The organism is Spirosoma profusum (genome assembly GCF_014699005.1).
Lineage (GTDB): Bacteria > Bacteroidota > Bacteroidia > Cytophagales > Spirosomataceae > Spirosoma > Spirosoma profusum.
Genome location: NZ_JACWZY010000002.1, coordinates 218905 through 243698, shown reverse-complemented (window position 1 = coordinate 243698; position 24794 = coordinate 218905). Strand labels below are relative to the sequence as shown.

Here is a 24794-nt window from a genome sequence, read left to right as displayed (position 1 = left end):
TTTATCAAATGCCATGGATAGCATTAATCAACAACAACCTGAACAGAATCACGAAGATCTGACAGGTACCGAAGCAGGCAAGAAAATCAAAGAATTAGTCGAGAACGGCAGCACCTGCTACTTCTGCACTAAAATCACTACGGGTCAACCCATTAAAACGCGGCCTATGTCTGTACAGAAAGTAGATGAGTCGGGCAGTCTATGGTTTTTGAGTGCCAACGATAGCCACAAAAACGCCGATATTGCCGTTGACAACCGCGTACATTTGCTGTTTCAGGGTTCGCAGCACTCCGACTTCCTGAGTCTATACGGCGATGCGACCATCTCGACCGACCGAGCGTTAATTAAGGAACTCTGGGAGCCATTGTTAAAAACCTGGTTTACCGAAGGTGAAGATGATCCACGTATCACCGCCATTCGGGTCGATGCACAGGAGGGCTACTATTGGGATAATAAACACGGCAATGCAGTTGCTTTTGCAAAAATGGCCGTCGGCGCCGTCATTGGCAAAACACTCGATGACTCTATTGAAGGAAAGTTGTCAGTGTAGCAGGGAACAGTAGGGATGACGTAACGGGGGTGAAAATCTGTCCTACGACATCTCTACTACTTCACAGTCTCGTGGAACGAGTTATGAATTCCTCCCCTCGTCATTTTTTCTAAACGCGCTAAACCGCATCAACCGGTTCTTCTACGTTGGCGGCTTCCCTGCGGGGAATGTAGTGGCGGAAGAAACTACTGATTTTCATCTGGAGAACGCCAAATACGGCCTCCTTGAAAATTTTTGAAGACATTTTCGACACGCCTTTGGTGCGGTCGGTAAAAATGATGGGCACTTCGCGAATACGGAAACCGTATTTCCAGCACGTGAATTTCATTTCGATCTGAAACGCATAGCCCACAAATCGGATGGGATTGTGCAGAATAACCTCCAGTACTTCGGCCCGGTAGCAAACGAAACCTGCCGTGGGGTCCATAACCGGCATACCAGTTACAAACCGCACATAAACACCCGCAAAATAAGACATCAATACCCGCCCCATGGGCCAGTTCACTACGTTGACCCCCCGGATGTAGCGCGAACCCACCGATACATCAGCGCGGTCGGGACCGGAGGTAGCACAGGCGTTGTAGAGTTTGATAAGGTCTTCGGGATTGTGCGAAAAATCGGCGTCCATCTCGAACAGATACTGATACCCACGCGACAGCGCCCATTTGAAACCATCAATGTAAGCCGTGCCTAATCCTAGCTTGCCGCGTCGTTCAAGAAGGTGAAGCCGACAGAACGCACCGTTTGGCGGAAATTCAACCTGTAAATCACGCACGCGCTGAGCGGTGCCGTCGGGCGAACCATCATCGACAATGAGAATATCGAACGGTTCAGGCAGGCTAAATACCTTCCGAACTATAGCTTCGATATTCTCAATTTCGTTGTAGGTCGGAATGACGACTAATCGCTCTTTCACGGGCTGTCGAGTAGGTTAGTAGACGTTATCAATACAACAGTAAACGCCTTAATTTTTGTACAAAATAATCATTAAAAATTGTTAATCCGAGGAATTCTGAGCCAATAGTCCAGCTAGTTTTCGACCCTTGCCAATACAGTCGGATAAAGACACGCCCCCATACCAGTTGGCACATACAAACAGATTGTCTTTTTCGGCCATCCTAACTGGTTCTTTCACCGCAACAATGGCTGCATCATACTGCGGAATCGCTCGTTCCCAGCGTTGAACAGCCTGAAACGTTGGCGTATCGGTCTTAATACCAAAATTTGTCGCCAATTCCTGCTGAACGTTTTTTATCAATACGCTATCCGGCAACTGAGTGTTGCTGGAACTTCCTGCCCCACCGACGAACGTAGTGAAAAGCACCTCATCGGTCGGGCAGCGTCCATTGAAAACAGAACTGCTCCAGATATGTCCACTCGCAAACTGCCCTTCTGCCTGTGGATTAAGCCCACCGAATCCGTCGAGGGGATGCTGTACATCAGCCTTCTTAAAAGCCGAATGAACCGCCGTCATCGGTGGGTAACTCACCTGACGTAACGCCTGCGCAAAAGCCGGGTACGACGTATCGACCAGTTTTGCAGCGGTATCCGTACTAACCGTCAATACCAACGTATCAACAGTTTGTGTTCCAGACAACGTATCAACTTCCCAGCCCCCGGCTGTTTTACGTATTTCCGCAACCGACGTAGCAAGTGAAATGTTTTTCAGCCTGGAAGCCAATGTATTAGGAAGCGATTGCATCCCATCCTGAAAACTAAACGATTGCCGACGCCCCGCAGCCGATTGATTTTTGATAAACCCACGTAGCACCGACCCAAATTCTTTTTCGTATTGAAGCAGCGATGGAAACGTTTCCGAAACCAATAAATTCTCTGGATTTCCAGCATAAATTCCCGCCACAAACGGCCCTACCGCATAATCAACCAGTTCGGCGGAAAAACGACGGCGGAAGAACTGAGCCAATGTTTCGCCGGGGGGCGACGTAGTGCGGTTGTTACGTTCGCGGAAGATGGCCAGTTTAGTAGACCAGCTAAAGAAGTTGCCAAACAACAGCGACAACGGTCCCGACGGAAGTTTTCGATACGTACCGTTCCGAAAAATATAACGCGCCTTACTGACCGGATTACTGAATACCAGCTTGGGTGTCAGGCCCAGTTCATCAAGCCAAAGCAGCATATTTCCATCGCCAAGCAACGAATTTGGGCCTAGTTCCCGCAAATAACGGTTGCCTGTTTCCCCCGTTTCCCAGCGCGACTGCATGTAACCGCCCGGCTGATCAGCAGCTTCCCATATGTGGTAATCGATACCACGCTTTTGCAGTTCATAGGCCAGCGTTAACCCCGAAATCCCCGCGCCAATGATACCTACTGTCATGGCTTTGTCAGTTTTTTTACGACCGTCGTTTTTTGTACGGGCATCGGTTTTCCCAAGGTGATACGTTGTTCCAGCTTTTTTGTTACCTGCTTATAAATAGCCTCCATTTCAGCGGGGTGCGATGAATAATAGATGTAGCTTTTACGATACACAGCCGTATCCACTTTCATTTTCTTGAAAAGCTGAGTTTCCAGCCGTTTGTAAACAATATTGGATGAATCGATGGACGACAGCCCCAGCCGACTCACCCGCGCTTCGTTCATGTGAACTTCGGTCAGAATAGCGACCATACGATCGTCAGGAATCAGGTTTTCGGGGCGTTCATCTTCTGTGGCCGTGCAACCAGTCAGCCAAAAAACCAGAATTAGCAGATTCCGTAAATCAGATATACAGCGATTCCAACGCATACGTTTAAATGATAGCTTTGTAAGTTAAACTCACCCGGCAAAGTTCGGGATTGGTTGTTAAAATAGCATAACGCCCGTTTCGCATGGATGATTTCCTGGCCCGACTGCACAACTTCGACATTCGCATCCGCAAGGCAGTGAATTCGCAGATGCGTGGCAGCTTTCGGTCGGTTTTTAAAGGAACGGGGCTGGAGTTTAGCGATTTACGAACGTATCAATACGGCGACGACGTGCGGGCCATCGACTGGAACGTATCGTCGAAAGGGCATGGTACGTTCGTGAAAGTATTCCGGGAAGAGAAAGACCAGACTGTTTTTTTCATGGTCGATGTGAGTGCCTCGCAGCAGGTAGGCCCGCGCCACCGCGACAAGCTGGATGCCACCAAAGAAATTTGCGGTGTACTGGCGCTGTCGGCCATTCGTGAAGCCAGTCACGTGGGTTTGTACTGCTTTTCGGATCAGAAAGAACGCTACCTCAAACCAGCAAACGGCTTAAAAACAGGTTATCAGCTCATTATGAACCTGTATAAACTCCAGCCCGAATCAACCCGGACCCGCCTTGGAGACGCCATTCTATTCACACTGAACGTACTGAAACGACGTAGCATCGTGATGCTGCTTTCTGATTTCATCGATGTCAGTTACGAACATAACCTGAAAGCACTGGCGAAAAAGCACGATCTGGTCGTTATCCACCTGTATGACCAGCGCGAGGTGAATCTGCCCAAGTTGGGAATTATTCCGGTACATGACACCGAAACCGGACGTACCGTTTGGGCCAATACGTCGTCGGCTTCGTTTCGGAAAGAACTGCACGATACGTTCCGACAGAATCAGATTCGATTGGAACGGCTGTGTCGGCAGTACGACGCCAATTACCTGGCCCTTGATTCGCAGGAAGACTTTGTACCGAAACTTGTCGAATTATTCAGAGTCCGAAAGCAACGATGAACGTTAGTCGCTTCTGTTTGTTGATAGTTAGCTGGTTGATCAGCGAAACCAGTTTGGCGCAATCGCCGGGGCTTGCTGCGGCTGTGGAAATATCATCGGCCCAACAGAAACAGCCTGTTCAGAAAATTCCTTTACGAGGCTATTTCCTGACGGATAGTATTGAAATTGGACAACCCTTTCAGTATTCGTTAACGTATTGGCATCCAACCATTTCGGACGTACTATTCCCCGATACAGCCAGGCATTTCGCGCCTTATCGCGTAAAGAACGTAGCAACCTTTACGACGAAAACGATTGGAACGGGTGCTTTATCCCTAAGCCGCGACAGTGCCGTTTATACGTTGGTATCGTTCGAAACAGATTCTGCACAGTTGCTACGTGTTCCCGTCCGAATTCTCCATGAACTCGACTGTACTGCGTATTGGACGCAAACTGACACGGTTTACCTTCACTCGAAATTGCCAATAACGCTAACAGATTCGTCCCGTCGCCAACTGCTGAAACTCGCTACGTCGACGAAATTGGCCCCGTTGCAACAGGAGTTTAACTACACCTTACTGGCAACGGGTTTTCTGGCCATAAGCGTAGTGATTGGTTTACTTTATGCAATGTTCGGCAACACAATACGTCGGCAATGGCGTTTGTATCTATTACGTCGGCAGCACATTAATTTCCTACGAAACTACAACCGGCTCATTAGTCGATTAACCTCATTCACAGCTGCCGAAACGGCTAATCAGGCTGTGGTTATGTGGAAATTCTACTTACAATTAATTGATGGTCAGCCCTATACAGCATTGACGACGCCAGAATTGGCCGAACGGCTCAATGATGAACGTATCGCCAATGCCCTTCGCGAAGCTGACCGAATGATTTATGGGGGTGCTTTTTCTACTCAGTCATTTTTGGCGCTTCAGACGTTAAGCGACGTAGCCACGCAGACGTATCATCGAACCCGAGAGCGACTGCTACGTCCGCAGTTGCTGTCTGTCGATACGTCGGTGCCAACAGATTCCGTCGATTCATCTCCTCTCTCCTGAAGCATGGCACCCTGGTATTCACTTCATTGGTTTAGCCCGGCGCAGTGGGAACAATTTCACTTCGCCCATCCGTTGGCGCTGGCAGGTATTCCACTGGTTCTGTTGTTATTTTTTCTTCGATATTACCTGCACCGAAAAGCCCAGCAACGGTTAAATATTTCGGTTAGTCAATTAAATCGGCCCGTAACCAAAGGAAGCCTATCACGTATTCAACAGGCGTATTCCTTACTGAGTTGGTTTCGGTATCTGTTACCAATTAGTTTTTTCATTGGTATAAGTTTGGTGCTGGTTGCGCTGGCGCGTCCGCAGATTGTGCGGGAACAGCGCGACGAACAATCGGAAGGTATCGACATCATGCTGGCTGTCGACGTATCGGAGTCGATGAACGAAACCGACCTGTCACCGACCCGATTAGCCGCAGCCCGACGCGTAGCGCAGGCATTTGTGAACGGTCGCAAAAACGACCGGATTGGGCTGGTTGTGTTCGCGGGTGAAGCTTTTTCGGTTTGCCCCTTAACTACTGATTATGATCTGGTGAAGCAATACCTGAGCGATTTGAATCACCAAATGATACGTACCTCGGGAACCGCTATTGGGGATGCGCTGGCCCGATGCATTAACCGAATGCGTGATGCTACGTCGGTTCAAAACGAGCCGGAAGCGGATTCTTTGAATCAAATACGTAGTAAAATTGTGATTTTGCTAAGCGACGGCGATAACACCGCTGGCAATCTGGACCCGACCACCGCAGCCAAACTCGCGAAAGCATTCAGCATTCGGCTTTATACGATCGCCGTTGGAAGGCCAACGTCTACATCGTCGGCCGCTGTTACGGTTGATGAAGGTATTTTGAAGACGATAGCCAATATTGGCAACGGAAATTTCTTTCGCGCGACCGACGCCCGGAGTCTACATAGAGTATTTTCTCAAATTAACCGACTGGAAAAATCGCCGGTACGAGTGCGGGTTTACGAAGATATTCAGGACTATTACCGGGTTTATCTGTACTGGGCTATTTGCTTTTTGTTGCTATCGCTTTTTTTGAAAAACACCATCTTCGGGAACGTACTGGAAGACTAAGTGAATGGATAATGAATAATGATTAACTATTGATTATCAACCATTTCATTATCCATTCTACATTATCCTGTTATGCTTAAATCGTTTTATAACGCCAACGTACTGGAAGCTGGGCTGGATGAAGTCGGGCGAGGGTGTCTGGCGGGACCAGTGGTAGCGGCTGCGGTTATTTTGCCTAAAGATTTTACGCATCGCGAACTTACGGATTCGAAACAACTGACCCGTTCTCAGCGCGAACGACTCCAGGTGGTCATTAAACAGAATGCGCTTGCCTGGGCAATTGCGGAGGTTTCACACGAAGACATTGATCGGATTAATATTCTGAAAGCCAGTTTTCTGGCCATGCACCGCGCCGTTGATGCGCTGACCGTCAGGCCCGAACATTTGTTAGTTGATGGAAATCGGTTCGTCCCCTACCCCATGCTCCTACACACCTGTATTGTGAAGGGCGATGCTCACTTTCTGTCGATCGCAGCAGCCTCCGTACTCGCTAAAACGTACCGCGATGAATTAATGGAGCAACTTGGTTTGGAATTTCCGGCTTATGGCTGGGCGCAAAATGTAGGCTACCCAACACCTATTCACCGGGAAGCCATTCGCCAGTTTGGCCCAACGAAATACCATCGAATGAGCTTTCGGCTATTATAGTTTTAACTAACCGCATCGGCGTAACCCTAGCGTTCTTTGCGCCGGGCCGCCAATGCGGTTAGTTAAAACTATCTCTTACACTTTTGCTCGTTCACGTAACGCTCTTGTCGGTCGAAATCGCTCGCCATACGTATCAGCCAGTCTATCGCACGTTTCGACGAACGTAGTGACGCCTACAAAATCGACGAACGACAACGCGCCACCCGTGTACGCCGGAAATCCCCAGCCCAGAATCGAGCCGATGTCAGCGTCTAGTTTGGTACGTACTACGTTCTCTTCGAAACAACGTACCGCTTCAATTGCCTGTCGGTAAAGCAGCCTCGCTTTTACTTCGTCGAGTGTGGGTTGCGCATCAGCGAGCGGGAACAAATCGCCCAAGCCAGCCCAAAGTTGCTTGGGGTTTCCTTCCGGATAATCGTAGAAACCGGCTTTGACCTTCTTTCCTGATCGCCCCAGTTTTACAAACTTTTCGGAAACCTCGTAACTCGTATCAGTTTTACTAACAGCGCCATCGGCGATACCCTGCCCGGAAATTTTGTAGACTAAATCGAGCGAAACTTCGTCAGTTACCGCCAACGGACCAACCGGCATACCTGCATTTTTACCTGCGTTTTCAATCAGAATCGGATTCACACCATCTTTCAGGAGTTCCATACCCTCGGATGAGTACGCACTGAAACAGCGTGACGTATAAAAGCCGCGCGAATCGTTGACCACAATCGGCGTTTTGCGAATTTTTCGTGCATAATCCATCGCCACCGCCAAGGCATAATCGGACGTTTGTCTGCCGACAATAATTTCCACGAGCATCATCTTATCGACAGGCGAGAAGAAATGAATACCGATGAAATTCTCCGGCTTTGCCGATGCCTGCGCCAGACCACTAATGGGCAACGTAGAGGTATTCGACGCGAATACACCGTTCGGAGCCAGCATCGGCTCGGTTTGCCGTGTTACGTCGGCTTTTAACTCTCGATTTTCAAAGACAGCTTCGATAATCAGATCGCACCCCTGCAAAGCCTCCATTGAGTCGGCTGGAATAATTTGATTCAGAATCTCGTCGGCTTTGGCGGGTGTTGATTGACCACCTTCAATACGTTTAGTGAGTACGTTGCGCGAATAGCTTTTGCCCCGCTCAGCCGATTCCAGTGATACGTCCTTTAACACTACGTCGATACCGGCCAGCGCCGATACGTATGCAATACCGGAGCCCATCATACCTGCGCCCAGAATTCCCAATTTTGCTACGTCGGTTTTTGGTACGTCCTTCGGGCGACTGACTCCTTTATTAGCTTCATTCAGGCCCAGAAACATGGTTTGGATAAGGCTCTTCGCCACTTTCGACGTAGCGACTTTTACAAAATGCCGCGCTTCAATCACCAATCCACGGTCGATGTTGACTTGTAAGCCTTCGTAAACACAGGAAAGAATTTCAATCGGTGCGGGATAATTGCCTTTTGTTTTGTCCATCACTATCGCTGTTCCAGCTCCGAATGCCTGGGCACCCACTACGCTCTGAACATTACCACCCGGCACCTTATAATTCTCTTTACCAACGATTTTGCCGGTTTTCCGATCAATTTCGTCCCAGGGTTTCAAGGGATTCGGGTTGGCCTCAATCCAGGCGCGGGCGTCGGCTATCAGGGCTTCAGGGCGGTCGGCAATCGCATCGACCATACCCAGTTTCAAGGCTTCCTGCACACCTACTTTTTTACCTTCGAGCAACAACGGTAAGGCGGCCTGAATCCCAATCATGCGGGGCAATCGCTGCGTACCACCCGCTCCGGGCAACAGGCCAATCGTTACTTCGACCAGGCCAATCAGGGTTTTAGGGTTATTCAGTGCGATACGATGATGGCAGGCCAGACAAATTTCGTACCCGCCACCAAGGGCGGTGCCGTTAATGGCCGCTACAGTAGGTTTTCCCGATGTTTCGATGCTGCGGAATACACGATTCAATTCCGACGAAACTTTCAGCATTTCGGCGGGTTCTTTGTCGTTGTTGCGGAGAATCATTTTAAGATCGGCCCCCGCCACAAATTCGGGTTTATTCGACGTAATGATGATTCCCTTAACCTCATCGTCGGCATAGGCACGTAGCAGGGCCGCTTCAAATGCCGGGATTGAATCGTCGTTCAGTACGTTCATCGGCGCGGAGGTCATCTCCCAGGAAATCACCGCAATCTGTTGATCAACCGTGTAGTGTATCAAAGTTTTCTACGTAAAAAATGGATAATGAGTAACAAGCCTGAATCGCCGGATGAGCGGCTTCAACTGATACGTTGGTGCGACTAATGTGAACATTTCTGCTACGTTATGCCGTCAGAATTTTGAGTCGTCAAAAATAAGTTGGCTTTGTTAATTTGTTCCGATAGAGCGTATGGTTATGAGTAAAAACGATTTGTCAACTTTATTTACGTGTTGGTAAGGTACTGGATCATCTGATTCAGTTGATAATTTTTTGTTTTTCAACGGGTAAGTTCATCGCCGAACGTAGCAGAGCTATACTACTAATTATCAGACAGTCACGGGTAAATTGCTCTCAACATATGTTTACAAATAAATAAATTTTTAAACATTCTGTACACTACATATTTCATTTATTAATATAACTTTAAGGCTCAATTTTTGTACGTGATCAGAAAAATTAAGAATTTAGATATTTTTACCGGAAAATAGGCATATATGAGACATATCTCTCTGACAGTTGTAGCGCTACTTGTAAGTAAAGTTATTCTGGCACAAACCAATTACGTGGCAACGACTCCGGCTACACCCTCTCCAGGTTCTGACAACACACTTGTGGGGATAGGGGCCGGAAACCTGAATATGAGTGGAGCCAATAACCTGTTTATCGGTTCTGGGGCTGGCTTCAAAAATATGGCCGGTACACAAAATGTGTTTGTGGGGTCATCGTCTGGTAATCAGAATATGACTGGGCAACAAAATGCTTTTTTGGGATTTGGGGCAGGCTTCAGTAATACAGATGGCAATAACAATACGTTCTTAGGTTCACAAAGTGGTTATACGAACACATCTGGCTTCAATAACGTATTTACAGGCAACCGATCCGGTTTTTTTAATACTATAGGAAATAGCAATTCCTTCTATGGTGTGGGAGCTGGCTACGCAAACACGCAGGGTAGTAATAATACGTTCTTTGGCGCAGATGCGGGCAGTAGTAACAGCACAGGTTTCGAAAATACGTTTATTGGCTCGTTGTCAGGATCTTCAAACAGCAATGGGTCTCAGAATACGTTTGTAGGCGTTTATTCTGGAAGTACCAACACTGGCCAGTTCAACACGTTTCTTGGCTATTCTGCAGGCCGAAGTAACCAGTCGGGAAGTAATAACGTTTTTCTCGGTTTTCAATCGGGCCTGAATAATACGTCGGGCGGCTACAACGTATTTATTGGCCAGCAGGCTGGTTCCTTTAATACAACTGGGGGCAGTAACCTGTTTATGGGCTCCTATGCCGGACAGAATAATACAACTGGTTCTTACAACCTGTTTATTGGTAACTCCTCAGGTCAGGGAACGTCGACAGGTGCAGGTAACACCTTTATTGGCAATGGCTCGGGCTATAGTAATACCACTGGCCAGAATAATACCTATATCGGCAATGGAGCTGGCTTCATCGGCAATGGTGCTGGCCAGAGCAACACCTTCATTGGCCAAAATGCCGCGGTAACATCAGCTTCCGTGGTAGTCAACAATTCGACGGCCATTGGTGTGAATGCCTTTGTCAGTCAGAGTAACTCAATTATTTTGGGACAAGTTGGAGTAGGTGTGCAAGTGGGTATTGGTAACACCGCGCCGAGCAATACGCTGGAAATTACCAAGGGAGTTGCACACCAGTCAGGTCTGCGTTTTACAAATCTGACTAGTGCCTCGCCAGCAACTTTATTAAGCCGGACGAAGTTCCTGACCGTCAATGAAAATGGAGACGTCGTGATGGGGAGCATCAACGGTTCTGCCCGGGAAGGCACTGAAATCGATGCACTATGGCAAACCAAGGGCGATAATATTATCAATGCCAATTCGGGCGGTGTTGTTATTGGTACCGGTGTGAGCAAAACGCCAGCCGGATATCGTTTGTACGTAGCGGATGGCGTTCTGACGGAGAAAGTAAAAGTGGCCGTCAAGAGCACCAGCGATTGGGCCGACCGCGTATTTGAAAGCAACTACCAACTACGTAGCCTGGGTGAAGTAGAAAAATATATCAACCAGGAAAAACACTTACCAGGCGTGCCTTCGGCCAATGAAGTGGTTAAGGAAGGCGTCGATGTAGGTACGATGCAGGCTAAATTGCTGGAAAAAGTGGAAGAGCTTACGCTTTACGTAATCAGTCTGAAAAAAGAAAACGATACGTTAAAGAAGAAAAGTGATCAGTTGGAAAAACGCTTAAACAAAATCCAGCCTAGATCCAGAAAGTAATTTATTGGCTTTACGCTTAATGAGTAGCTTTGTTTATACGTCGAACCGGCAAGTTTTTCACAAAACTTGCCGGTTCGACGTATAAGAGGTTTTCGTCAGAATAGTGTAGACAAATGACCAGTTTCTCATCTTAATTGGGTATTGTGAACAAACCAGAACTTTCCTAAGTTGCAGACTGACAAACTCAGTCTAGTGATATTGTCGTATTTTAGCCCCATGACTTTCCTAAACACTACGCTCAAATGGCTTCTTCAACGACGCTTACCGCGTATTGAGGCTATGATGCAACAGCCCGGCGTTGTGCAACAGAAAGTTTTCAATCAGCTTATCAAGGCGGGCCGCCGAACCAAATGGGGTCGACAATATGAATACGCATCCATTAAGAACGTTCATGATTTTCAGCAGCGAGTACCCGTTTCGAGCTACGAAGACTTGTTTCCGTATATAGAACGAGTTTTAAAAGGAGAAGCCAAAGTGCTTTGGCCATCGCCGGTTCGCTGGTTTTCTAAATCGTCAGGTACTACAAACGCACGTAGCAAATTTATTCCAGTCACAACCGAATCGCTGGACGAAAGCCATTTCAAAGGCGGAAAAGACATGATGGCCCTGTATCTGGCCAACAATCCAGACAGCCGGGCTTTCGAAGGGAAAGGGCTTTCTATTGGCGGTAGCCTGCACCCGAATCCATACAGCAGCAACAGTGCAGCGGGCGACGTATCGGCTGTTGTGATGAAAAATCTACCTAGTTGGGCACAATACATTCGGACACCTTCTCTTGACGTAGCGCTGATGGATGAGTGGGAGACCAAACTCGAACGGATGGCCGAGATTACGTCGCAGGAGAACGTAACAAGTTTGTTAGGAACGCCTACCTGGGGACTTGTATTAATTGATAAAATTCTGGCCCGAACCGGAAAGTCTAATATTCTGGAGGTGTGGCCAAATTTTGAGGTATTGATACACGGGGCGGTCAATTTTCAGCCATACCGGGAGCTGTTTCAGCAACAGGTTTTTCCGTCCAAAACAGTACGTTACCTGGAAATTTATAATGCATCAGAGGGTTTTTTTGCCCTTCAGGACGACTTAACCCGACCTGGTGAGATGCTGCTGATGCTCGATTACGGCATTTTTTATGAATTCGTTCCGGTTCAGGAGGCCGACCAGCCTTTTCCTAAAGCATTAACCATCGACGAAGTTGAGCTGGATAAAAATTACGCGCTGGTTGTCTCGACAAACGGAGGGTTGTGGCGTTATAAGGTAGGCGATACGGTTCGCTTTACGTCTTTGTACCCACACCGGTTGAAAGTGAGTGGGCGGACCAAGCATTTCATTAATGCATTTGGCGAAGAAGTCATCGTCGAAAATGCAGAAGCCGCCATCACGAAGGCTTGTGAAGCAACAGGCGCCACAATAGCCGATTATACGGCTGGCCCGGTTTACATGAACAGCGGCACAACAGGCTGCCATGAGTGGATCATTGAATTTGCGCATGAACCCGACAGCCTGGACCTATTTACGCGTGTACTGGACGTAACGCTCCGGCAGATTAACTCCGATTATGACGCCAAGCGGTATAATGATATGGTACTAAAGCGACCCCGCATTCATCCGGTACCGCCCGGTACGTTCTACTCGTGGATGAAACACCGGGGCAAGCTGGGAGGTCAGCACAAAGTACCGCGTTTGGCCAACTCTCGTGAATATCTGGATGAAATTCTGGGGCTTCTGACGTTTAACCGGTAGGTTGCAGCCTGGCTCCGGTAAGCGAACGAAGCTATTCTCGCATCTGTTCTCACAATGAGGGGTATCATCCCCCTGTTGACACGTATTACTGAGTTCTGTTCATGAAATCGTTTGATATTCCCGATTACTATCGTAGTCATATTATTACGCCATTGAAGGAGTTTCGGCGGCAACGCGATAAACTCAAGCGAGATTTCACGCCAACCTTACTCGATTTTGGACCGATACGTGTGTATATAGCACGTCACTTCGGTTTTTGCTATGGCGTCGAAAATGCTGTCGAGATCGCTTACAAAGCGATAGCCGAGAATCCGGGCAAGCGAATTTTTCTGCTTAGCGAAATGATTCACAATCCCGACGTGAACAACGATTTGCAGGAACGGGGAGTACGATTTGTGCTGGATACTAAAGGGAAGCAATTGATTCCCTGGGCAGATCTCCATCCCAATGACGTTATTATTATTCCAGCTTTCGGTACTACGTTGGAAACTCAACGACAATTGGCCTCACTTGGACTAGACGTTGAAAAGTACGACACGACCTGCCCTTTTGTGGAAAAAGTGTGGAATAAAGCGGGTCAGATTGGGCAGAAAAATTATACAGTGGTTGTACATGGAAAACCTAGCCACGAAGAAACGCGTGCTACGTTCTCGCACAGCAAAGAGGCCGCGCCAACGGTGGTGGTTAAAGATATGGCGCAGGCCAAGCGACTCGCCAAATACATAACGGGCGAGTTGCCTTCAGAAAAATTTTACGAGGAATTTGCAGGGCAGTATTCAACCAATTTCGACCCTATACGCGATTTACAACGTATCGGCGTGGTGAACCAGACTACTATGCTGGCCTCTGATACACAAGGCATTGCCGATTATTTGAAGCAGGTAATGATGCTGCACTACGGCCTGACCGTTGATGAAGCAGATAGCCGTTTCGCCAACACGCGCGATACGCTCTGCTACGCTACCAACGACAATCAGGATGCTACGTATGCGCTGCTGAATTACCCGGTCCATCCAGACGGAGCCGATCCAGGCCGGGCCGATTTCGCAATTGTGGCGGGCGGTTATAATTCGTCTAATACGGCGCACATCGTTGAATTGTGTGACGAAAAACTCCCGACGTATTTTATCGAATCAGAGCAAAAAATACTTTCTGACAAATTGATACGTCACTTTGACGAACGTAACAAACAGGAAGTAGTAACTGAAAACTTCCTACCAGAACATCGGCCCGTAACTGTGCTACTTACCTGTGGGGCTTCGTGCCCGGATGCTGTTGTGGAAGGGATTTTACTCAAACTTGTTAGTTTTTTCCCGAATTCGCTGACCGTTGAGGAAGCCATGCGTAACGTAGTGAATGCGTAACGATACGTTCCCTACTGGACTCTCACACGGACTTCGCTGCTTTCATTCTGAAGGCGGTCGAGGGCAGTTACTACGTAGGTGTATTTCTTTTTGGGATCGGCTGTTTTATCCACAAACCGCGTAGTCGATTCACCAATACAGCGAGCAACAATGTAGCGTGGATCATTGATACGTATCGCTGGGCGTCGTCCTTCAAAGCGATATACCAAGTAATTATTGGCTTCATCGCCATCAGATGCTTCTTTTGATTTCTCCCAGAATACTTCGATTCCCTCCGCCGTAATAGCTGCTTTCAGGTTGTGTGGAGGAAGTGGCGGAATGCTGTCCAGCCAGGGCATGGTGGGCACTAAAGCGGTATGGCGGTAAAAATTGTTTTGCAGCGAGTCGCAGATAGCCATTGGATTCATGCGCAAATTTCTCGCACTGAAAAACACGCTTCCCTGGACTTTTGGCTGTTGCCGATTATAACGCATCTGGTCAGGAAATTCGGAAGGTCGCCACCAGGAAGGGTCACGTTCAGAGCCCTTCCCTACCCGATAGACAGCATGGCCGATATACAACTGACAATTTCCGATACTACAATTACGTACCCACCAATCAACCAGGGTTTTGTAACGCACCCGACTAAATCCTGAACTAAAATATACCTGCGGCACGATGTAATCAATGAGTCCCTCACGCACCCACTTCCGCGAATCGGCGTAGTTTTCGTAGTACGATTGTCCGCCGTTTGTTGCCGAACCATCAGGATCATTTGCCTGATTTTTCCAGATGCCAAACGGACTGATTCCGAACTTCACCCAGGGCTTATTTTCCCGAATAGAATCACGTAACTCAACAACAAGCTTGTTGACGTTATCGCGTCGCCAGTCGCCCTTTTTCATGCCGTTGAAATTGGCTTTATACGTACTATCGTCATTCAAAACCTGTCCTGGCTCAGCATACGGATAAAAATAGTCGTCGAAATGAATACCATCTACGTCATACTCACGCACTACGTTGGCTACTAAACCCGCGATGTATGAGCGAACGTCGGGCAATCCCAGATTAAAGAGCTTTTTGCCGCCGTATTTCAACATCCATTGCGGTTTGAGATTCGAAATATTGGTAGGTGCTACGCTGGAGTATTTGCTAAACGTAGCGCGGTCGAGGTTGAACCAGGCATGGAATTCTATGCCGCGCTGGTGAGCCTCGTCAATCATAAATTCCATGGGGTCATAAAACGGTTCAGGCGCCAGTCCTTGCCGACCCGTCAGCCATTCCGACCACGGTTCTGAGCTTTTCGCATAAAAGGCATCGGCTGCCGCCCGAATCTGTACAACTACAGCGTTGATACCCATCTGTTGGTATTTATCGAACATATCAACAATCTCCTTTTGTTGCTGAGCAACTGGGAGGCCCTTTTTGCTCGGCCAATCAAGATTGTCGATAGTTGCAATCCAAACCGCCCGAAACTCACGTTTTGGAGGGGCTGGTGTTATGTACATCGGTGGTTCTTCTGGTCCGAGCGTATCAATAGCTACTACGGCCGGTTGAGTTGATTTCGGCGTCGGCGATTTGGTTGGTGCGGGTTTTGCCGGAGCAGGCTTCGCAGCCACGGGCCTTGCTGGCCGGGCGGGCGTTCTCTGGGTAACAACGGGTTTGGCAGGGCGGCAACTAATAACTACGTAGAAAACTAGTAGGATGTACGCAATTGGGCGCATCAGCTAGAACGGGTTAACTAACAAAAGTAACGACAGTGATTAATAAATCTGTTGGTCATTGGTTGCTTTTTCTGATATGTTACGTCTCTATAGGAAATATTTCGAAAGTCTATTTTCGGGTTACAGGTAAATTTTAAGGGAGTTAGTAGCAATCTTAACGCTATTACGTGTAAAAAAACACATTTTGCATACGTAGCAATTACCTTAATATTGTGCCGCTTAATAGGGATATAGGCAATATTTGTTTCGATTTTTTTTAAAATTCATTAGTTTTTAAGAATTTTCTATTGCAAAAGATAGTAGTTTTGCATCGCTCTGTAAACACATTTATTTCAACAGGCAATCCTATCTATGTCCAGTCAGAAGTTAGATCAGATAGATCGTAATGTTTTAGAAATTCTGCAAGCCAACGCAAAAATTACCAACGCTCAGCTATCGAAAGAAATTGGTCTTTCACCGGCACCTACGCTGGAGCGCGTAAAAAAATTAGAAACATCTGGCATCATCCAGAGCTATCACGCACAGCTAAACCGGGAGAAAATTGGTCTTGGTGTCACAACCTTTGTTATGGTTACGCTGGTTGGTCACAAAAAAGACACGACCATGTCGTTTGTGAAGCGGGTTAATGAAATTCCTGAAATCATCGAATGCCACCACATCACGGGTTCAGGTGATTTTCTACTGAAAGTAATTGCCAAAGACATTGCCTCGTATCAGGGACTTATGCTCGATGTCATCAACGAAATCGACGAGGTAGCCAATACTCAAACGATGGTAATTATGTCGACTTTCAAAGAAAGCAAAGTGTTGCCTATTCCTTGATAATGTATGAGGTAGGATACATGATGAATTTTAACCATTACATCATATATCCTACCTCATACATTCCTCTTCTATCTCCGCTTCCGGCGTTCTTCTCTACGTTGTTTCTTGGCGTCGTCCAGGGCTTTTTTAGCTTCTTTATATTGGCTGGATTTCTTCTCGGCTTTGTCCATTACCTCCTTAAAATACGTCTGGGCTAAATCGTAATTTTTCTCATCAGTAGCGATTTTTGCCAGCCCCAGCACTGACGACCAATAATAACCTGCGTTGGTTGAATTCGTCTGTTTGGCGTAATCAATAGCCTTCTGGTAATAGATTTTCGCTTCCGAGTTCTGCTTATAGAAAAAATGATTAATGTAGGCCAGAATATAGGCAGCTGTACGTCCACTCACGCCCTCATACCCAGATTGACTACGTTCAATCTTGGCCATCATATCTTTACAAATACGTTCGGCTTCGTTTAATTTCCCTATCACAAACGCCGACCGAGCATAGTAACGCTCGAAAAATGGATTATCGGGATACTGCTCGTGCATGTATTTCGACATCTCGAAGGCTTTGTCGTACTGGTTCTCCATGCTGTAAATCTGAATCAGAAAGTAGCGGGCTTCTACGCGGGTATAGAACGCCGTATTGGCCGTTTTTTCTAATTCTTTGATGCCAGATGCTTTATTTCCTTTCGGGAAAAACATCAGGATCGGTTTCAGCAACGGATAATTTTCGGGAATCCATTGGGCGTAGTAATCATACATGCCATCGCCAAAAAGTAGCTCTGGACTGAAATCGGCATTGCCTTTACATTTTTCAAAATATTTCAGCGCATTTTTTCCTGCGAAAGTCGCTTTAGTCCACTTCTTACGTTCCGAATATAATCGACTTTTAAAAGCGTAGGCTCCAGCCAGAAAAAAGGCAGGTTCCAGCTTATTATCGCTATCGTCGTACATTTTTTCGGCCAACGTAATGGTCGTATCCATAAGCGCCAGACAGCGGTCGTCATAATCTGTTACGTCGGTGTTTGGCACAATTTTCCACCATTCGGCCAGGCCCATCAAAAAATAAGGCATGGGGTGTTTCGGATACCTCAGTCGTAGCCACCGGAATTCCTTGTCGGCATCGTAAAACTTATAGTTGTACATCAGATTAATGGCTTCCGCCGACTCAATCTGAACGCCGGGGTGTTTGAGCAATCCGTCGTATTTTTTATCAAACGCCGACGGGTCATAGAGCTGGGCCTGTGCTATTGCTGCCAGTCCCACTAGCCATACCGTCAACAATATTGTTTTCATTCCGTCTAATAGTTTTATTGGTATATCAACGTATTTGAGGGTCACTACGTTTGCAGTTCTGTATTTTTCGATTGTTTTTTTGTCCACACCTACCTGGCAACGTATCTTTGCGGCCCCGCAAACATTGCTATGATAACTGTCAACAATAAAACGTTTGTTCCGTTTATTGAAGCTGAAGCCATTCAGACACGGATTCAGGAATTGGCCGAACAAATCAATCAGGAATACGCCGACAAGAAGCCTTTATTGGTTGTAGTGCTCAACGGAGCCTTTTTGTTTGCCGCCGATTTAATGAAGCACCTGACTATCCCCTGCGAAATCACGTTTCTTCGTGTTTCATCGTATCAGGGCACCGAATCGACAGGTCAACTCAAGCAGATTCTGGGACTTAGCCAATCCGTCGAAGGTCGTGATTTAATTGTTGTAGAAGATATTGTAGACACGGGTCGAACACTTTTTGACCTCTGTGATCAGTTGCAGCAGCAGGGACCAGCCTCACTTACCATTGCTACGTTGCTGTTCAAACCCGAAGCCCTGCAAAAACCGCTCGACTTACACTACGTTGGTTTCTCGATTGAAAACCGATTTGTACTCGGATATGGCCTGGATTACGACGGATTAGGCCGAAATACGCCGAATATTCTGGTTCTGGAGAGTTAAAAAAGAGCGAAAGTGCGAATGAGTGAAAGAGCGAAACCATCCGGTAGGTTTTTCACTCTTTGAAATTATCTATCAACTTCCCCCATCACTACGTCGATGGAGCCAATTACGGCGACCAAATCGGCCAGCATGGCACCCCGAGTAATTTCGCTGATAACTGATAAATTGTGAAAGCAACATGAACGCGCTTTGCATCGTACCGGTACGTCGGAACGGCCATCGGTTCGGAAGAAAAAGCCCAGTTCGCCTTTGGCACTTTCGGCACGAGCATAAAAATCCATCGCTTTCGGCCGAATTTTCTTGGGCACTACTGCCTGAGGATCATAGTCGCGCGTCCGTTTGTGGGGGCCTATTAGTTTATCGAGGCATTGTTCGATGATACGTATGGATTCATGACATTCCTGCACCCGGACGTAGTTACGGTCCCAGCAATCACCGACGGCCCCCATTTTTCCTTCACCGATCGGTACGTCAAAATCCAGTTCAGGATAAACCGAGTAACCATCAACCCGGCGCAAATCGTAACGTAGCCCCGAGCCACGTAGCATAGGACCAGTGCAGCCGTAGTTAATCGCTACGTTCAGCGGCAGCACGCCCACGTTGGCGGTACGTTTCACAAATATTACATTCTCGATGACCAGTTGCTGTAATTCAAGTAGTTTGGGTCTCAGATACGTAACAAACTCTCGACAACGCTCCTCAAAACCAACCGGAAGGTCGTAGAAAAGTCCGCCTACCCAGATGTAGTTGTAAAGCATTCGGGCGCCACTTAGCCATTCAAGCATCCGCTGGATATGCTCACGATCACGCATGAGCCATAGGAACGGCGTATAAGCGCCAATATCGAGCGCATACGTACCGATGCCTACAAAGTGGGCGGCAATTCGATTTAGCTCAGCTACTAACACCCGGATGTATTCAGTACGCTTCGGAATGTCGTTCTGAATGCCCAACATTTTTTCAACGCCCATCACAAACGCGTGTTCGCAATTCATAGCGGCCAGATAATCAAGTCGGTCGACAAACGGAATGGTTTGGTTGAATGGAAGTGACTGGGCGTGTTTTTCAAAACAACGGTGGAGATAACCCACGTGCGGTACTACGTCGACAATGATTTCGCCATCGGTAACCACTTCGAGACGTAGCACGCCGTGTGTAGACGGGTGTTGCGGCCCCATATTCAGAATCATTTCACCTTCAGCCAGCGTTTCGGGCCGACGCAAATTCGGTTCAGACGCCCGAAAATGGCCGGGAGCATACTCGTATTGAATTTTCTGCATGATCATGATTAGGCCCAAAGGTCGAAAGGGAACGCCCGAAAGCCAAAAACTTTCCTTTTTTTCGGGCTAACGTAGTAGAAATCATTGTTTTTCTAAATCATCTATTGACGAAATCAAAGGTATTTCGTACCTTTGCGCTCCTTATCGAGAAAACAGACTTTAGCGATGGCAAAGAAAGGCGCCAATAGAATACAGGTTATTCTGGAATGCACCGAGCAGAAAGACAGCGGTGTACCCGGCATGTCCCGGTATATTACGACGAAAAACCGGAAAAATACCCCGGCTCGTATCGAACGGAAAAAGTATAATCCGTTCCTGAAAAAAGTTACCTTGCATAAAGAAATTAAGTAATCAGTTAATAGTCGCTGGTCGCTGGTCTTTAATGACTGTCGACTAACGACTGACTACTAACGACTATATAGACCATGGCAAAAAAGGTAGTTGCAACCCTGAAAACGAAGGATAACGGTAAGGCATTTGCCAAGATTATCAAAGCCGTAAAGTCGCCTAAAACGGGCGCGTACACCTTCAAAGAAGAAATGGTTCCGATTGATGAAGTTCAGAACGCGCTGAAATCGTAAGTTTTTCTGATTCATTGTATCCGTACAATCATAAAAAGTGTCCCACAGCCTTTGTTGGCTTTGTGGGACTTTTTTTGTTATAGCTTTGTTGAAATTAGTCGACAGTCAGGAGTCGATAGTCGTCAGTGTTTGATGCTAACAACTATCGACTAATGACTCTGACAATTCACTATCAGCATTATGGCTTTATTTGGTTTTTTCTCAAAAGAAAAGAAAGAAACGCTCGACAAGGGTCTGGAGAAAACAAAAGACAGTTTTTTCTCTAAGCTTGGGCGGGCAGTTGTAGGTAAATCAACCGTTGATGAAGAGGTACTCGACGAAGTTGAAAACGTCCTTATTTCGTCGGATGTAGGAGTAGAGACAACGGTTAAAATTATCCGACGTATCGAAGAGCGCGTTGCTCGTGACAAATACATGGGTACAGATGAATTAGATCGTATTCTACGCGAAGAAATTGCCGCACTGCTTTCTGATAAATCAGATATAAATGGCAAGTTGGAAACGGACGATTTTGCTCTACCAGCCAATAAAAAACCTTACGTTATTATGGTGGTTGGTGTAAACGGAGTAGGAAAAACGACAACCATTGGCAAATTAGCCGCCCAATTTCACAAACGAGGGAAGCAGGTTGTTTTGGGTGCGGGTGATACGTTCCGAGCAGCCGCTGTCGACCAGCTAAAGCTCTGGGGCGACCGTGTAGGTGTGCCGGTCATCTCCCATGGCATGAACACCGACCCTTCGGCCGTTGCCTTCGACGCCGTCAAAAAAGCAACGGATATGGGTGCCGACGTAGTGATAATTGATACAGCCGGTCGGTTGCACACAAAAGTGAATCTCATGAACGAGTTGACGAAGATCAAACGCGTCATGCAGAAAATTACCCCAGATGCTCCACATGAAGTGCTTTTGGTGCTTGATGGCTCAACAGGGCAGAACGCGTTTATTCAGGCAACAGAGTTCACAAAAGCCACCGAAGTGTCGGCGCTGGCTATCACTAAATTGGATGGTACTGCCAAAGGTGGTGTAGTCATTGGTATTTCAGATCAGTTTAAAATCCCAGTAAAATATATCGGTGTCGGCGAAAAAATCGACGATTTACAAACATTCAATAAGATGGAGTTTGTGGATTCGTTTTTCAAGAAATAATACTATTTCTTCTGAAATTACATGAACTATGTAACTTTGGGATTTTCGCTCATTTTCAGTGCTACGTTGGCATGTTCTCAAAAACCACTTCATTCGAAAGCGCCAACGCAGGGCATTTGTGGTGTGGTAGTTGTCAAACGAGGTAATCAGATGCCTAGCCCCGACGCGAAAACTCCAGAAGCGCAACCTGTTCAGCGCGAAGTCTTAATTTTCCCTCTGCTGAATATGAATATGGTGGATGCGGGAGAAAATGGCTTTATTAGGTCAGTACGTAGCGCTAAGCCTATTAAAACCGTTAAATCTGATACTGCCGGGAAATTCTGTCTGACTTTATCTACAGGTCAATACTCTCTTCTGGTACGTGAACCGAAGGGGTTGTATGCTAATTTATATGACTCGCAGAATAATATTTTTCCGATACGTATCGAAAAAAATCGCTGGTCTAACGTAACGGTCGAAATTACGCATGACGCCGTTTTTTAAATAACTACGGTCGTTGCATTACGTATTAAAATTGATCTTTAGCGCTAAGTTGATACGTAGTAATCCTATTGTACAAGACAGAGCAACTTATTAAATAAAGTTATTATAAAGAAAACAATCCCAGCAATACCTGATTGATTAATCTTTTGGGGAATTATTTATAAAAAACTTTCTACGCATTTATGCGAGTTTGAGTACTTTTCTTTTGATAAATACCTTTGTTCTGAAATACGAATAATAGGTATCGATCATAAAGCTTAAAATCGAATTTAACCAAGGCTTCTGTAAGTAAATTCCACGAATTTCATTAATATCTTTACTTGTAAGATCATTACTATTTCCTCCCGAAGCAAAAACAGCGATTGTATAAGGTACATACAGAAAAGGCTGTTTCTGTAAATATATTCGTAATGTTAATTCATAATCCGCACAAATATTGAACTTTTGTTCATAACGAAAATCAGTGAATAACCGTCGGTGATAGAAGGCACTTTGATGGTGTAATCTATTTTCAAACAAACATCTTAAACCAATATGCGAACGCATAATACGACCACCATCCAACATCACATTTCCATAGACAACTGCTAAATTTGGTTGTAAATGTGAGCTTACTTTAGCTAAAATATCTTCACATAATAAATCATCAGCCCCTAAAAAGAATAACCATTCCCCTTTGGCACGGTCGACTCCCTTATTCATAGCGTCGAAAATACCTTTGTCGGGTTCACTTACCCAGCTGCCCAATTGATTTTCGTATTTACGAATAATATCAAGCGTTCCGTCTTTACTACCTCCATCAATAATTACATACTCAAATAATTCTTGGTCTTGGCTTAATACACTCTTGATCGTTGCTTCAAATGTCTTACGAGCATTATAAACAACAGTGATAATTGATATTAGTGGACGTTTCATACTTATAAACTTCATTCACAATCTGTAGCCACACCAAAATATACATATTTCAGTGGTTCAACACTGGTAGCCTCAAGGCGGTGTAAAATACCAGCGGCAATACGTACAAAGACTCCAGGTTGTAAATCGATTAATTCTTCACCCACCGTGTAAATACCTTTTCCTTCTAAAAAGAAAAAGAATTCTTCCATTGTGGCATGTTTATGTAATTCACAGTAATCGGAATGAGAAAACTCGCCAAAAGCTAATTGAGTTACTTTAGTTGGCGTGTCATTGTTCCTTAGAAAGACCTGTTTATACCCTTGAGCATGGGCTGTAAGCTCACGCTCAAGGGTTGCAAGAGAGGCCGTAATTCGCTCCATTACATTTCTACTAAACTTGACTTCAGCTGCTTTTGCTGAATCTGTTCCGAAATCCAGTCATACGTTTTTTCAACACCTGCTCGTAACGGTGTAGATGGCGCCCAACCCAGTTTTTCCTGAATCAAGCGATTATCCGAATTACGTCCTCGGACGCCCAGCGGGCCTGGAATATTATTGATAGTCAAGTTCTTACCAGAAATATCAATCACCATTTTAGCAAAGTCATTGAGTGATATCATTTCTTCTGACCCAAGATTAACCGGCTCTGAGAATTCAGAATTCATTAACCGACGAATTCCCTCAACGCATTCATCGACAATCAGGAATGAACGGGTTTGAAGACCGTCGCCCCAAATTTCGATTGACTCCCCATCGTTAGCCAAAGCCACCTTTCGACAAACTGCAGCAGGCGCTTTCTCACGGCCGCCATCCCAGGTACCTTGCGGCCCAAATATGTTATGAAACCGGGCAATGCGGGCTTCAATACCATGATTTTTCTGGTATGCAAGAAACAGTCGCTCCGAAAATAACTTCTCCCATCCATATTCACTATCAGGTGCAGCTGGATATGCCGAATCTTCGGAACATTTTGGATTGTCAGGATCAAGCTGATTATATTCAGGGTACATACAGGCTGATGAAGAGTAAAATACTCGTCGAACTCCCTCATTCTTAGCAGCTTCGAGGATATTAAGATTGCATAGGACCGAGTTATGCATGATAGCGGCATCGTTAGTTCCTGTAAAAACAAACCCTGCCCCGCCCATATCAGCTGCTAATTGATATATTTCGTCAAGGTCTGCAGTAACAACAGCATTAGCGACATTAGGGTCTCTCAAATCCCCAAGAATGAATTCATCAGCGTTGTTATTATCGTATTCATTCTCTTTTATATCAACTCCTCGCACCCAATACCCTTCAGCTTTTAATCGGTTAACGAGATGCCCACCAATGAAACCGCCAGCTCCACAGACAAGTGCTTTTTTCATGATTACTTGT

At 46.3% G+C, this 24794-nt stretch carries 24 protein-coding genes; 14 read left to right on the top strand and 10 right to left on the bottom strand.

What is annotated here, in order from left to right; translation table 11 throughout:
- Positions 1-13: 13 nt before the first annotated feature.
- Positions 14-550, top strand: coding sequence for a pyridoxamine 5'-phosphate oxidase family protein (locus tag IC229_RS03345; RefSeq protein ID WP_190885510.1), 537 nt, complete (start codon positions 14-16; stop codon positions 548-550).
- 118 nt (positions 551-668) lie between these two features.
- On the opposite strand, the gene IC229_RS03340 is transcribed toward IC229_RS03345, so the two are convergent.
- From IC229_RS03340 to IC229_RS03330, 3 genes are all read right to left on the bottom strand, one after another.
- The gene (locus IC229_RS03340; RefSeq protein WP_190885509.1) at positions 669-1466 is read right to left on the bottom strand and encodes a polyprenol monophosphomannose synthase; all 798 of its coding nucleotides are present in this window, start codon (positions 1464-1466) and stop codon (positions 669-671) included.
- An 81-nt stretch (positions 1467-1547) separates the two neighbouring features.
- Positions 1548-2885, bottom strand: a complete 1338-nt coding sequence (gene hemG / locus IC229_RS03335; RefSeq protein ID WP_190885508.1) for a protoporphyrinogen oxidase — start codon at positions 2883-2885, stop codon at positions 1548-1550.
- A complete protein-coding gene (locus tag IC229_RS03330) occupies positions 2882-3292 on the bottom strand; it encodes a DUF4296 domain-containing protein (protein WP_190885507.1) in 411 nt (136 codons plus the stop codon). Before IC229_RS03330 ends, hemG begins: the two co-directional genes overlap by 4 nt.
- A gap of 83 nt (positions 3293-3375) precedes the next feature.
- On the opposite strand from IC229_RS03330, the gene IC229_RS03325 reads away from it, so the two are divergent.
- The 4 genes from IC229_RS03325 (at position 3376) to IC229_RS03310 (ending at position 7010) form a co-directional block, all read left to right on the top strand.
- Positions 3376-4242: a DUF58 domain-containing protein gene (locus IC229_RS03325; protein WP_190885506.1), complete on the top strand. Its 867-nt coding sequence runs from the start codon at positions 3376-3378 to the stop codon at positions 4240-4242.
- Entirely contained in the window at positions 4239-5282 is a 1044-nt protein-coding gene (locus IC229_RS03320; RefSeq protein WP_190885505.1) for a hypothetical protein, read from the top strand. Before IC229_RS03325 ends, IC229_RS03320 begins: the two co-directional genes overlap by 4 nt.
- 3 nt (positions 5283-5285) lie before the next feature.
- Positions 5286-6362, top strand: coding sequence for a VWA domain-containing protein (locus IC229_RS03315; protein WP_190885504.1), 1077 nt, complete (start codon positions 5286-5288; stop codon positions 6360-6362).
- Positions 6363-6434: 72 nt separating this feature from the next.
- Positions 6435-7010, top strand: coding sequence for a ribonuclease HII (locus tag IC229_RS03310; protein ID WP_190885503.1), 576 nt, complete (start codon positions 6435-6437; stop codon positions 7008-7010).
- Between the two features lie 75 nt (positions 7011-7085).
- On the opposite strand, the gene IC229_RS03305 is transcribed toward IC229_RS03310, so the two are convergent.
- Positions 7086-9221, bottom strand: coding sequence for a 3-hydroxyacyl-CoA dehydrogenase NAD-binding domain-containing protein (locus IC229_RS03305; protein ID WP_190885502.1), 2136 nt, complete (start codon positions 9219-9221; stop codon positions 7086-7088).
- 474 nt (positions 9222-9695) lie between these two features.
- Between IC229_RS03305 and IC229_RS03300 the strand changes: the two genes are divergently transcribed.
- The 3 genes from IC229_RS03300 to IC229_RS03290 all read left to right on the top strand — a co-directional run bounded on the left by IC229_RS03300 (position 9696) and on the right by IC229_RS03290 (position 14554).
- Positions 9696-11447: a serine-rich family protein gene (locus IC229_RS03300; protein ID WP_223833835.1), complete on the top strand. Its 1752-nt coding sequence runs from the start codon at positions 9696-9698 to the stop codon at positions 11445-11447.
- Between the two features lie 216 nt (positions 11448-11663).
- Positions 11664-13190 carry a GH3 auxin-responsive promoter family protein gene (locus IC229_RS03295; RefSeq protein WP_190885501.1) on the top strand — a complete coding sequence of 509 codons (1527 nt, stop codon included), beginning with the start codon at positions 11664-11666 and terminating at the stop codon, positions 13188-13190.
- Positions 13191-13291: 101 nt separating this feature from the next.
- On the top strand, positions 13292-14554 hold the full coding sequence (locus tag IC229_RS03290) for a 4-hydroxy-3-methylbut-2-enyl diphosphate reductase (RefSeq protein WP_190885500.1): 1263 nt from the start codon (positions 13292-13294) through the stop codon (positions 14552-14554).
- Positions 14555-14565: 11 nt separating this feature from the next.
- On the opposite strand, the gene IC229_RS03285 is transcribed toward IC229_RS03290, so the two are convergent.
- Positions 14566-16257, bottom strand: a complete 1692-nt coding sequence (locus IC229_RS03285) for a glycoside hydrolase family 10 protein (RefSeq protein WP_190885499.1) — start codon at positions 16255-16257, stop codon at positions 14566-14568.
- A 351-nt stretch (positions 16258-16608) separates the two neighbouring features.
- Here IC229_RS03285 and IC229_RS03280 point away from each other — a divergent pair, with 351 nt between their 5' ends.
- Positions 16609-17079 (top strand): Lrp/AsnC family transcriptional regulator, encoded by a 471-nt coding sequence (locus tag IC229_RS03280; protein WP_190885498.1) that lies wholly within the window; start codon positions 16609-16611, stop codon positions 17077-17079.
- A gap of 71 nt (positions 17080-17150) precedes the next feature.
- On the opposite strand, the gene IC229_RS03275 is transcribed toward IC229_RS03280, so the two are convergent.
- The gene (locus IC229_RS03275) at positions 17151-18365 is read right to left on the bottom strand and encodes a tetratricopeptide repeat protein (protein WP_190885497.1); all 1215 of its coding nucleotides are present in this window, start codon (positions 18363-18365) and stop codon (positions 17151-17153) included.
- Between the two features lie 129 nt (positions 18366-18494).
- Here IC229_RS03275 and hpt point away from each other — a divergent pair, with 129 nt between their 5' ends.
- Positions 18495-19025 (top strand): hypoxanthine phosphoribosyltransferase, encoded by a 531-nt coding sequence (hpt, locus tag IC229_RS03270; RefSeq protein ID WP_190885496.1) that lies wholly within the window; start codon positions 18495-18497, stop codon positions 19023-19025.
- Positions 19026-19090: 65 nt separating this feature from the next.
- Here hpt and IC229_RS03265 read toward each other — a convergent pair whose 3' ends face one another.
- Positions 19091-20311 (bottom strand): NADH-quinone oxidoreductase subunit D, encoded by a 1221-nt coding sequence (locus IC229_RS03265; RefSeq protein WP_190885495.1) that lies wholly within the window; start codon positions 20309-20311, stop codon positions 19091-19093.
- A 159-nt stretch (positions 20312-20470) separates the two neighbouring features.
- Here IC229_RS03265 and rpmG point away from each other — a divergent pair, with 159 nt between their 5' ends.
- From rpmG to IC229_RS03245, 4 genes are all read left to right on the top strand, one after another.
- On the top strand, positions 20471-20656 hold the full coding sequence (gene rpmG, locus IC229_RS03260; protein WP_012929817.1) for a 50S ribosomal protein L33: 186 nt from the start codon (positions 20471-20473) through the stop codon (positions 20654-20656).
- Positions 20657-20730: 74 nt separating this feature from the next.
- Positions 20731-20886 (top strand): DUF4295 domain-containing protein, encoded by a 156-nt coding sequence (locus IC229_RS03255; protein WP_190885494.1) that lies wholly within the window; start codon positions 20731-20733, stop codon positions 20884-20886.
- Positions 20887-21066: 180 nt separating this feature from the next.
- Entirely contained in the window at positions 21067-22032 is a 966-nt protein-coding gene (ftsY, locus tag IC229_RS03250) for a signal recognition particle-docking protein FtsY (RefSeq protein ID WP_190885493.1), read from the top strand.
- Positions 22033-22053: 21 nt separating this feature from the next.
- Positions 22054-22515 (top strand): hypothetical protein, encoded by a 462-nt coding sequence (locus IC229_RS03245; RefSeq protein ID WP_190885492.1) that lies wholly within the window; start codon positions 22054-22056, stop codon positions 22513-22515.
- A 180-nt stretch (positions 22516-22695) separates the two neighbouring features.
- On the opposite strand, the gene IC229_RS03240 is transcribed toward IC229_RS03245, so the two are convergent.
- From IC229_RS03240 to IC229_RS03230, 3 genes are read right to left on the bottom strand one after another with little or no spacing between them, the layout of a single operon-like run.
- The gene (locus IC229_RS03240) at positions 22696-23433 is read right to left on the bottom strand and encodes a glycosyltransferase family 2 protein (RefSeq protein WP_190885491.1); all 738 of its coding nucleotides are present in this window, start codon (positions 23431-23433) and stop codon (positions 22696-22698) included.
- Between the two features lie 11 nt (positions 23434-23444).
- On the bottom strand, positions 23445-23795 hold the full coding sequence (locus tag IC229_RS03235) for a cupin domain-containing protein (protein WP_190885490.1): 351 nt from the start codon (positions 23793-23795) through the stop codon (positions 23445-23447).
- A complete protein-coding gene (locus IC229_RS03230) occupies positions 23795-24784 on the bottom strand; it encodes an NAD-dependent epimerase/dehydratase family protein (protein ID WP_190885489.1) in 990 nt (329 codons plus the stop codon). The genes IC229_RS03235 and IC229_RS03230 overlap by 1 nt, the downstream gene beginning before the upstream one ends.
- Between the last annotated feature and the right edge of the window lie 10 nt (positions 24785-24794).

Bases quoted from the DNA above. Each gene is read 5' to 3' on its own strand.
- IC229_RS03345 (WP_190885510.1), top strand. From the start codon at position 14: ATGGATAGCATTAATCAACAACAACCTGAACAGAATCACGAAGATCTG.
- hemG (WP_190885508.1), bottom strand. From the start codon at position 2,885: ATGACAGTAGGTATCATTGGCGCGGGGATTTCGGGGTTAACGCTGGCC.
- IC229_RS03330 (WP_190885507.1), bottom strand. From the start codon at position 3,292: ATGCGTTGGAATCGCTGTATATCTGATTTACGGAATCTGCTAATTCTG.
- IC229_RS03325 (WP_190885506.1), top strand. From the start codon at position 3,376: ATGGATGATTTCCTGGCCCGACTGCACAACTTCGACATTCGCATCCGC.
- IC229_RS03320 (WP_190885505.1), top strand. From the start codon at position 4,239: ATGAACGTTAGTCGCTTCTGTTTGTTGATAGTTAGCTGGTTGATCAGC.
- IC229_RS03315 (WP_190885504.1), top strand. From the start codon at position 5,286: ATGGCACCCTGGTATTCACTTCATTGGTTTAGCCCGGCGCAGTGGGAA.
- IC229_RS03310 (WP_190885503.1), top strand. From the start codon at position 6,435: ATGCTTAAATCGTTTTATAACGCCAACGTACTGGAAGCTGGGCTGGAT.
- IC229_RS03300 (WP_223833835.1), top strand. From the start codon at position 9,696: ATGAGACATATCTCTCTGACAGTTGTAGCGCTACTTGTAAGTAAAGTT.
- IC229_RS03295 (WP_190885501.1), top strand. From the start codon at position 11,664: ATGACTTTCCTAAACACTACGCTCAAATGGCTTCTTCAACGACGCTTA.
- IC229_RS03290 (WP_190885500.1), top strand. From the start codon at position 13,292: ATGAAATCGTTTGATATTCCCGATTACTATCGTAGTCATATTATTACG.
- IC229_RS03285 (WP_190885499.1), bottom strand. From the start codon at position 16,257: ATGCGCCCAATTGCGTACATCCTACTAGTTTTCTACGTAGTTATTAGT.
- IC229_RS03280 (WP_190885498.1), top strand. From the start codon at position 16,609: ATGTCCAGTCAGAAGTTAGATCAGATAGATCGTAATGTTTTAGAAATT.
- IC229_RS03275 (WP_190885497.1), bottom strand. From the start codon at position 18,365: ATGAAAACAATATTGTTGACGGTATGGCTAGTGGGACTGGCAGCAATA.
- hpt (WP_190885496.1), top strand. From the start codon at position 18,495: ATGATAACTGTCAACAATAAAACGTTTGTTCCGTTTATTGAAGCTGAA.
- IC229_RS03265 (WP_190885495.1), bottom strand. From the start codon at position 20,311: ATGATCATGCAGAAAATTCAATACGAGTATGCTCCCGGCCATTTTCGG.
- rpmG (WP_012929817.1), top strand. From the start codon at position 20,471: ATGGCAAAGAAAGGCGCCAATAGAATACAGGTTATTCTGGAATGCACC.
- IC229_RS03255 (WP_190885494.1), top strand. From the start codon at position 20,731: ATGGCAAAAAAGGTAGTTGCAACCCTGAAAACGAAGGATAACGGTAAG.
- ftsY (WP_190885493.1), top strand. From the start codon at position 21,067: ATGGCTTTATTTGGTTTTTTCTCAAAAGAAAAGAAAGAAACGCTCGAC.
- IC229_RS03245 (WP_190885492.1), top strand. From the start codon at position 22,054: ATGAACTATGTAACTTTGGGATTTTCGCTCATTTTCAGTGCTACGTTG.
- IC229_RS03240 (WP_190885491.1), bottom strand. From the start codon at position 23,433: ATGAAACGTCCACTAATATCAATTATCACTGTTGTTTATAATGCTCGT.
- IC229_RS03235 (WP_190885490.1), bottom strand. From the start codon at position 23,795: ATGGAGCGAATTACGGCCTCTCTTGCAACCCTTGAGCGTGAGCTTACA.
- IC229_RS03230 (WP_190885489.1), bottom strand. From the start codon at position 24,784: ATGAAAAAAGCACTTGTCTGTGGAGCTGGCGGTTTCATTGGTGGGCAT.